The 6070-nt window shown below is 71.3% G+C and carries 6 protein-coding genes; 4 read left to right on the top strand and 2 right to left on the bottom strand.

Annotated features, from left to right (window positions below):
* Positions 1 to 23 precede the first annotated feature (23 nt).
* Entirely contained in the window at positions 24 to 521 is a 498-nt protein-coding gene (locus tag ABT158_RS49035) for a hypothetical protein (RefSeq protein ID WP_352366019.1), read from the bottom strand.
* Positions 502 to 717, bottom strand: coding sequence for a hypothetical protein (locus tag ABT158_RS49040; protein WP_352366021.1), 216 nt, complete (start codon positions 715 to 717; stop codon positions 502 to 504). Before ABT158_RS49040 ends, ABT158_RS49035 begins: the two co-directional genes overlap by 20 nt.
* Positions 718 to 896: 179 nt before the next feature.
* Between ABT158_RS49040 and ABT158_RS49045 the strand changes: the two genes are divergently transcribed.
* The 4 genes from ABT158_RS49045 (at position 897) to ABT158_RS49060 (ending at position 5999) form a co-directional block, all read left to right on the top strand.
* On the top strand, positions 897 to 1259 hold the full coding sequence (locus tag ABT158_RS49045; protein ID WP_352366023.1) for a hypothetical protein: 363 nt from the start codon (positions 897 to 899) through the stop codon (positions 1257 to 1259).
* Between the two features lie 584 nt (positions 1260 to 1843).
* Positions 1844 to 4903: a BTAD domain-containing putative transcriptional regulator gene (locus ABT158_RS49050; RefSeq protein ID WP_352366025.1), complete on the top strand. Its 3060-nt coding sequence runs from the start codon at positions 1844 to 1846 to the stop codon at positions 4901 to 4903.
* A gap of 210 nt (positions 4904 to 5113) precedes the next feature.
* Positions 5114 to 5317: a hypothetical protein gene (locus ABT158_RS49055; protein ID WP_352366027.1), complete on the top strand. Its 204-nt coding sequence runs from the start codon at positions 5114 to 5116 to the stop codon at positions 5315 to 5317.
* Positions 5318 to 5384: 67 nt separating this feature from the next.
* Positions 5385 to 5999, top strand: a complete 615-nt coding sequence (locus ABT158_RS49060; RefSeq protein WP_352366029.1) for a MauE/DoxX family redox-associated membrane protein — start codon at positions 5385 to 5387, stop codon at positions 5997 to 5999.
* Positions 6000 to 6070: the final 71 nt, after the last annotated feature.

A 6070-nucleotide genomic window follows, 5' to 3' on the forward strand; every position in this document is an offset into this window, starting at 1 on the left:
CCGGTCGGCAGAGTCGGCCACCCTCAGCGTTGATCGAACCCACCCTGACCGCCTGGCGCCAGCCGCGCCCGCAACGGCCCGCGCATCGGCCGTCGGCCCGAACACGACCTGCGCGCCGTCCTCCACGTCGGCCGCACCGGCATCCCCTGGCGCCACCTGCCGCATGAACCCCACCCTGGAAGACCGTCCACGGCTACTTCGCCGACCGGCGCCACGCCGGCACCTTCACCCAGCTCACCGGCCTGTCCCGCCACCTCGTCCGCACCGCCGAAGGCCGCACCGACGAGCCCACAGCCGGCCGGGATGGCTGCGCACGGCACGGCGGTGGGCGGCGTCGGATCGTCGCCCAGGTCCCCGAGGTCGGCGTACGCCTGGCCGCGGGAGGTGTGGACGGTCGTCGCGATGTCGCCAGGGTGGGCGGCGGCCATCATCTCGCGCAGGCCGGCGGCTTCGCGCTCGCGCTTGAGGCGTAGGTACTCCTTGAACTCCGGCGTGCGCGCGTCAGCCCCTGTCACGATCATGAAGCTGGTTCGGGCTGCCGGCCTCCGGAGTCGGCTCAGCGCCACCGAGCGAAAGACGCTCGGCCACGTCCAGGCGGACCTCGCCGTAGGGCTGCACGTGCTGCCAGAACAGCGGGGTCAGCCCGCGCTGGTCGGCGGGTTTGGGCAACTGAGCCCATTCGGGGTCGGCCAGGACGTCCTGGAGCGAACACGTCACCGGCTAGCTGCCCCGGGAACCTCCGGGTCACGACTCCTTGACACCCGCGCTCCACATGAGTTTGCTGATCAAGCAGCCCAATGCCGAAATGGCGCCGACATTCGACCCCGCCCGACTGTTGAATTCGTAATTGATTGTTGCGACTGCCCGGGTTAGCCTTGCGGCAAGCAGAAAGGGGCATGATGTCACGGATCAGAAATGCGGTGACGGCGGGGCTTTTCCTGATGGGCGTGCTTGCCATTGCCGGACCGGCGAGCGCCTCCGCGGAATCCTCCGCCAAACTACAAGGGGACTTCTGGGATTATTCCTGCAACTACGGGCGCGCCTGCATATTGCTGACTGCGAACCGCAACGAGGGACGCGTCTACAACTTCGACGGCTGCGGCGGCCACCCCATCCGCGACTATTACTCAAGGGCCCAGTCACACGGAAATGGCTTCACCGTCTACTACAACGGCGGCAACTGGGACTATGTCCCGCCGAACTCGGTGGTGCCGCTGGACCCCTATGTTCTGGCCACCTGGGTCAATGTGTGGTGCTAGGCCGGTGTCCCAAAGGATCGTGAGCCCGTCGTTGATGGCGGCGATATGGACGGCGGCTTCATAGCGGACGGCGAGTTTGTCGTACCGGGTGGCGATACTGCGGTGGCGTTTAGCCGGTTGATGCCGCACTCGACGGCTGAGCGGGCGCAGTGGTCGGCCGCGTCGAAGGACGGCGGGCGGCCACCGCGGCCGCCAAGCCGCTGTCGGCCGGCTCGGGGATGGTGCACCGGAACTGCGAGCGCGCGGGTGCTGCCGGATCGCACGGGCGGAGTACGCCTTGTCGGCGCGGACGATCTCGGGTCGGGTACGCGGGCGGCTGCCCACCCGTCACCCACCTGCAGGCTCTGGCCGATGCTGCGATCTGAGGCTGCCCGGCCCTGACGATTTCGCGGGCGGCGCCGCCGGGACGGCCAATGGTTCCAGAGCCGCGACCGATCGGTAAGTCGGCCCGCGAGCGTTTCCCGCCCGGACACGAGAAGACGGAACAATCCTTGCGCCTCGTCACGGGAGGGGTGAAGCTCTTCGGGGCGAGCCGCCAGCGGGTCGCTCTCGAACTCCTCATTCTTCAGCGAGGGCGATGAGTAATGGAGAACCTGAGTGACGAACTGCGGCTGCGACGCGAACAGGCCGGCCTGACCCAGCAGGAACTCGCCGCCCGGTCCGGGGTGAGCGTCGCCGTGATCCGCGACGTCGAGCAGGGCCGCACGCGCCGCCCACGTGCCGAAACCCTGCGCCGCCTGTCGGACGTCCTCCCGCTGGTCATGTCCGGATCGGGCGATCCCCTCCGCGGTCCGGCGTCAAAGGCGGTCTGGCTGCGGATACTGGGCCCGCTCGAAGTGCGGGAGCACGGATCGTTCGTCGCGTTGGGCGGTGAACGGCAAAGAGGCGTTCTCGGGTTGCTCGCGTTGTCCGCGAACCAGGTCGTGCCGATGGAATCCATCGCCGACGCGTTATGGGGTGACGCGGCCGGCGACGGTTGTGTGCGAGCGGTGCACGGCCATGTCAGCAAGCTTCGCCGCACATTGCATCACCGGGCCCGGAACAAGAAACTCATCATTTGCCGTCAGCACGGCTATCAGCTGTCCGTGGCGGACGGCGACGTGGACGTCCTGGCATTCCGGCGGCTTGTTCGCCAGGCGCGCGAACATCGTGACAGGGCCGAGCTCGACGCGGCCGCGGTGTCGTTCGGGCAGGCGATGGACCTGTGGCGGGACAGACCGCTGCTGGACGTCCCCGCGCTGCACAACCATCCGAAGGTGTCCGCGTTGAGCGCGGAGCGGGTGACGGCCGCGCTGGAGTTCGCGGAGGTGGCCGAGTCGCTCGGCCGGCACGAGCTCGTCCTGTCGCCGCTGCGTGCGATCACGCAGGTGGAACGGCTGCACGAACGGGCGCACGCGCGGCTGATGATCGCGCTGGCCGGCTGCGGCGAGCAGGCCGCCGCGCTGGAGGTGTTCGGCGGGATCAGCCGGCGGCTGGTCGACGACCTGGGGGTGTCCCCCGGCCCGGAACTCGTGGACGCGCAGCTCCACGTGCTCCGGCAGGGAGTGGACGGCGCCGTGGAGATCCGGACGTCCGGCACGCAGGCGGGGCCCGGCACCGGCGCGCCGACCGCTCCCCGTGAGCTGCCGCCCGTGGTGCCGGGTTTCGTCGGACGGACGGAGCTGATCGACGCGCTCGTGCGCGACGTGGTCGGCAGGCGTCCGCAGCCGATCCTGATCTCCGGCTGCGGCGGCATCGGCAAATCGGCGCTGGCGGTCAAGGCCGCCTGGCAGGCCGCCCACCATTTTCCCGACGGGCAGTTCTACCTCAACCTGCACGGCTCGACGCCCGACCTCGAACCGCTGGACCCCCTGCGGTCCCTCGGTCGCCTGCTGCGGTCGCTCGGCGTGGACCGGGCCGCCGTCCCCACGGACGTCGACGAGGCCGCCGCCCAGTTCCGGTCCCGCACCGCCGGACGCCGCATGCTGTTCGTGTTCGACAACGTGCTGGACGTCAGGCAGGTACGCGCGCTGCTCCCGGCGAGCCCGACCTGCGGTGTCATCGTGACCAGCCGCAGGACGCTCGCCGCGCTGGAGGGCCGCGTCCCGTACGAGCTGGAGGTGCTGCCCGAGGAGGACTGCCGCGCCCTGCTGACCCGCCACGCCGCCGATCCCGCCACCGGTCCCGCCACTGGGCCGGACGACACCGAGGCCCAGAACGCCGTCGCCCGGCAGTGCGCCTACCTTCCGCTGGCGCTCTCGATCGCGGCCGCCCGGCTGTCGGTGCGGCCCGCCTGGACCTGGCGGACGCTGGCGGACAGGCTGGCCGAGGAGGGGCGGCGTCTCACGGAGCTGGAGCTGGAGGACCGCGCGGTCAGAGCCAGTCTCATGGTCGGCTACCGGGATCTCGACCCGGCGCAGGCCCGCATGTTCCGGAGCATGAGCCTGCTCGGCGTCACGGAGCTCGGCGTGGACACCGCCGCCGCCCTCGCCGGCCTCCCGGCCACGACCGCCGAGGACCTGCTCGACCAGCTCACCGAGGCGCATCTGGTGCAGACCGCCGCCCCCGGACGCTATTGCGTGCACGATCTGGCCCGGCTCTTCGCCCGGGAGCTCGCCGCGGAGCACGACCCGCCGGAGGAGCGGCGGCGTGCCGTCCTGCGCGCGCTGCACAGCGGGCTGGCCGTCGCCAGAGACGCGAGCAGGCAGGTGATCCCCGTCGCCGTGTGGCGGACGACGCTGGGTCCGGCGACGCCCGGCGCGGGGCCGGGCTTCCGCGACCGGCAGGAGGTGTACGCGTGGGTCGACGCGGAGGCCGCGCAGCTTCCGGCGGTGCTGGGCAGCGCGGCGGCGCTGGGCGCCGACGACCTGGTCACCGCACTGTCGGCGGCGCTGTTCTTCCCGCTGTACGAACGAGGGCGGTGGCGGGAGCTGTGGGAGGTCAGCGAGACGGGCGCCGCCGCGGCCGACCGCCTGGGCGACCCCCACCACCGGGCGGTGACCCACGGCGACCTCGGATACGTGCTGGCCGACCTCGGCCGGCTGGACGACGCGCTGGTCCACCTGAAGGTGTCACTCGCACAACACCGGCAGACCGGCAACCGCCGGGGGGAGGCCGCCCAGCTCGACCGCCTGGGGGTCGTCTACAGCAGGCTGGGCCGGTTCGCGGAGGCCGTCGGCCACTTCCGCCTCTCGATCGATCTGGAGAGCGGCCAGGGCAACCGGTACGGCGAGGCGATCACGCTCACCAACCTCGGGCTCACCTACCTGCGCGGCGGCGACCCGGAGGCGGCCGTCACGGCCTTGTGCGACGCCCTGTCCGGCACCCGGGAGATCGAGGACCTGGTGGGCACGGCCATCGCGCTCGGCTACGTCGCCGAGGCCCATCGGCGCATGGGCCGCCACCGGGAGTCGGAGCGCTACTTCCGGATGGCGCTGGACGCCGACCGCGCGGCCGACGACCTCGGCAGTTGCACGGAGGCGCGCCACTGGTGGGGCCTGGGCCTGGTCCATCGTGCGCTCGGGGCGGCGGATCGCGCCCGGGAGTGCCGGCGCAACGCCGTCACGATCCTGCACGACCTGCGGCTCATCAGCGCCGGCGAACGGTCCCGCATCGAGGCCGGCGACGACCCGGGCACGCCGGACGTCATCCTCAGGAACCTGTGAGCACGACGGCCGTACTCCTTCCCGTACCGGGAGCCGCATTCTGCCGCCGGGCCGTCGTCGTCCCAGGCCACCGCGCCTGCAGAGTGCGGGAATCCGCGTACCGGCGATCGCCACAAAATCGCAAGATCCGCCGTTCAGGATGGAGTGGTCCATCGAGGAACGGCACGCCCGGGCCTCGCTGACGACCAGTTGGTGAAGGAGAGCGGAACCATGATCGCGACGATCACGAGAATCAGCGACCGCCTGCTGGAGCGGGTGGCGCCCAAGGCCGACGCGTCGGCGACCGCGGCCGGCTGCACGTGGCGGTACATGTGCTGCACCATGGGCGGCCAGGTCGTCTACGGCAAGAGGCTGTACGACCTCGTCCACGGCACGAACTGCGGCGCGTGCACGGTCATCTCCAGCTACTGCTAGCCGTTGAGCGCTTGTCCGCCCGGCCGGGCGGGCAAGCGCGCTTTGATCTCCGCATCGAGGAAATCTGGTGGAGTTTGTCGCTTTTGGCGGCCAGTGTCTGATCGGTGTCGTCTTCGCGATGTCGGCACTGAGCAAGATCCGCGGCCGCACGGCCCGCGCCGAGTTCGTACGGGCGACCGGAGCCCTGCTCACCGCCCTGCTGGGACACCGCACGGGCCCGCGGACCGCCCGCTGGGCGGCGGCCGTGGTCGTCGTGGCCGAGTCGGCCGTCCCGGTGCTGATCGCCGCGCAGGTCCTTCATCCGCTCGCGTCCGTCGTGGGGTCGGCCGCCGCCGCCGTCCTGCTCGGCCTGTTCAGCGTGGCGATCGTGCGCGCCCTGCGTCGCGGCGTGCGCACGTCCTGCCGGTGCTTCGGGACGTCGCAGGCCCCTCTGGGACGACGCCATCTGGCCCGCAACCTCGGCCTCCTGGCGGTGGCCCTGACCTGCGGAGCCGCCCTCCCGCAGGCACGGTCACAGGCCTGGTCGCAGGCATGGTCGCAGCCGGCCGGCGCGGCGGTCGCGGGCGGCGCGGCACTGGTGCTGGCCGTGCTCGTCAGCCGGCTGGACGACCTGGTCGAACTGTTCGTGTCCCCGGCGGCGGCGAACGCCGGACCGGTGCCGAAAGACATCCCAGGAGCTTAGATGTCAAGCTGCAACCGATTCTGCGTGATGCGACCAGGCGGTCGTCTCGTCGTAGAGGGTGCCGGTTTTGA

The sequence above is a fragment of the Nonomuraea sp. NPDC001636 genome (genome assembly GCF_040298265.1).
In the GTDB taxonomy this organism is placed as follows: Bacteria; Actinomycetota; Actinomycetes; order Streptosporangiales; family Streptosporangiaceae; genus Nonomuraea.

What these genes read in the sequence shown, in the direction of transcription:
- ABT158_RS49035 (WP_352366019.1), bottom strand. Translation starts at nt 521, where the DNA reads ATGATCGTGACAGGGGCTGACGCGCGCACGCCGGAGTTCAAGGAGTAC.
- ABT158_RS49045 (WP_352366023.1), top strand. Translation starts at nt 897, where the DNA reads ATGATGTCACGGATCAGAAATGCGGTGACGGCGGGGCTTTTCCTGATG.
- ABT158_RS49050 (WP_352366025.1), top strand. Translation starts at nt 1,844, where the DNA reads ATGGAGAACCTGAGTGACGAACTGCGGCTGCGACGCGAACAGGCCGGC.
- ABT158_RS49055 (WP_352366027.1), top strand. Translation starts at nt 5,114, where the DNA reads ATGATCGCGACGATCACGAGAATCAGCGACCGCCTGCTGGAGCGGGTG.